This is a genomic window from Allocoleopsis sp. (assembly GCF_036703385.1).
Lineage (GTDB): Bacteria > Cyanobacteriota > Cyanobacteriia > Cyanobacteriales > Coleofasciculaceae > Allocoleopsis.
Map to the genome: position 1 here is coordinate 1 of NZ_DATNPA010000784.1, position 2,762 is coordinate 2,762.

Below are 2,762 nucleotides of genomic sequence, written 5' to 3' on the forward strand. Positions count from 1 at the left end.
CAAGCTCTGGTATGACCCCCTTTCCTTCCAGACGTTCTCCATCAACCAAAACATCGACTACAGCCAGATATAAGAGATTACCATCTTTTAAGAGGAAGGGGCTGCCACCCACAACAGCCCCTGCTGTTTTTGTCCCAATTAATGTGCCAATCCCGTATTTTTTAAACCCATAAGCTAGAATTTCTTTACCACTTCTTGAGCCGTTATTGACAACCATGACGACGGGTTTTCTCCATTGAAGATCGAGCGCTCTTCTTACTCCGTCACGAGGAATTTGAGTCAATACCGGAACTTGTTTGGTAAAAATATTCAGATAATTGGGCTCGGCTCCCCCCCAACCATCTCTGAGATCGAGTATTAAACCATCTGTATCTTTAAGTTTGCCAAAGCCAATTTCTTCAATCAGTTGTTGCTGATACTGATCGCCAGCATAAGACCAGATATGGACATAACCGATTCTTTTATTATCTCGTCCGATAATTTTGGTACTCTCCCGCATAGCTTCTAAAAAAAGTGTCTCCGGGTTAAGCTTTTTGGGGATTACAGTGAAATCTTTGCGGCTTGTTGGATCAGCACTCTGTTGAATCGATACCTTAACTTCTTGCTCAGTCTTGTCAGCAAAGGATTGAATCGGCTGATAAGGCTTGCCGTCAACCGCCACTACTTCGTCTCCTACTTTTAACCCAGATTTGGCAGCAGGGGTGCCCTCTATAATCCCTGAGATAAATGTTTTTCCGTTGCTAGTTTTAGTAAAAATGCCAATATCCGTATAGTCCAATCTTCCAGTCGGAAAAATTCTCTTTAGCTCTTGTCTGAAGGAACCTCTGTTAAAAATAGCTAATAGTTGATAATAGGCAGGTTCTAGTTTAGTATAAAAATGAGTATGAGAAGTCTTGAGTTCAGAGAGCATTTGATTAATAACCACGGAAGCTTCCTCTAAAGATTGAGCTTGCTTTACCCGCTCCTGATACTCCCCCTGCTTTGCCTTCCAATTCACTCCATTGAATTTAGGGTCAAAAAAATGGTCATTTACTTCTTGCCAAACTTCGTTCAAAGTGGTTAGATAGGGTGATTCTCTGGCTAATAAAATGTTTTGAGGCACAGGGAATAAAATCAGAAAAATACTCAGAACGATAAGGGCTATTAAGACAAATATTTTTTTTGTTTTGTAACTAATCATTGGTTGCTAATTTTTCTACATTATTGATGAGTTAGGTATCAGTATTAGCCTGTCCTACTCATAACAATAACTCTGCCCAGTTATAATGTCCGGTTGATTACTCTTCATAAAAGAGGTTCCCCATTCATTCTTGAGCGAATTTCCGAGACCGCCTGTACCCACAGCATAAGTTAAGCTTGCGAAGATTGATCAACTCTCACAATAGCGTCATAGGAAATGAAACAAGGTGACCCTAATCGGGTTTGTAGGCAATCTCTCTTTGCCAAATTGGGGCGTTTGTCTTACCGCTACAGGGTACAAGTCATCGGGATTTGGGGAGTACTGCTACTGCTGAGTTGGGTGAGTGTTCCCTATCTCGACACTTTCCTTAAAGGTGTCGGTACTGCCTACGAGGCAGGGGAAGCAACTCGCGCTGAACAGCTTTTGAAGCAAGAACTCAACGTTGACCCTGATGCCTTGACTGTTGTGTTTGAAAGTGCAAATGGTTCAACCCTTGATGCACGAAAGCTGGATATTGAGCAGATTCTTACTCAGGTGCGTCGCCTGCCATCGGTGAGTTCCGTTGTCAGTGCGGCGGAGCATCCTGAGTACCGCAGTAGTGATGGGAAAACAGAGTACAGCGTTATCAACTTGAAGGTACGCGGTAGTGAAGCCGTTCCAGCGATCAACAGTATTGAGCAGGTAACTACCCAAAGTCATGCCCTGACCCTGAAAACTTATGTGACAGGCAAGCTTGTTGTAGACCGCGATGCCCAACGTATCAGTAAAGCAGATTTGAGTCGAGCCGAGTCGATCGCCTTACCTCTCACACTGATTGCTCTACTGTTTGTTTTTGGTTCAGCGGTAGCCGCAGCGATGCCAGTTGCAATGGGAGTGATGGCTGTCTCGGTGACTTTCGGTCTACTCTTTCTGGTCGCCCTGAAGATGGACTTGTCCGTCTTTGCCCTCAACACTACAAGTATGCTGGGCTTAGGGTTGGGCATCGACTACTCGCTGCTAATTGTCAATCGTTTTCGGGAAGAACTGCTGTCTGGAACCGTTGAACAGGCCGTTATACGAACTGTAGATACCGCTGGGCGGTCTGTCTTTTTCTCTGGCTTAACTGTCTGTATTGGAATGGTTAGCCTGCTGATGTTCCCAATATTAATATTGCGATCGCTTGGGATAGCCGGTTCACTGGTCGTGTTGCTATCCGTTGTGGCAGCTCTCACCTTGCTTCCTGCCGTGTTGGCAATTTTGGGAAAGGGGATTAACCGCTGGCGTGTCGTCCGACCTGCCCCTCAAACAGGAGGAATCTGGACATTCTTCGCTCGTAATGTTGTCCGCTATGGTGTAGCCGCCGTGGCGGTTGTCTTGGTCATCCTGGCTGTCTTCGCCTCACCCTTTTTGGAGGCGCGTTTTGGGATTGGTGATGCCAGCATCTTGCCCAGTCACGTTCCAGCACGGGAGGGGGTCGAGGTTTTGAAACGCTCCTTCGGGCCAGGGGAAATTGCCCCAATTTTGCTGGCTGTTAGCACTAAGAGTTCTACGGAGCACATTCTCTCTAAGCGACATATTGCCACTCTCTACAATTTAGTCACTA

The 2,762-nt window shown here is 45.7% G+C and carries 2 protein-coding genes; one reads left to right on the forward strand and one right to left on the reverse strand.

The genetic code is table 11. The features are described from left to right. The coding region (locus V6C93_RS36500; protein ID WP_333481597.1) for a S41 family peptidase at positions 1-1,180 on the reverse strand (1,180 nt) is incomplete at its 3' end. A gap of 216 nt (positions 1,181-1,396) precedes the next feature. Here V6C93_RS36500 and V6C93_RS36505 point away from each other — a divergent pair. Beyond that, on the forward strand, positions 1,397-2,762 hold a 1,366-nt coding region (locus V6C93_RS36505; RefSeq protein WP_333481598.1), incomplete at its 3' end, for an MMPL family transporter.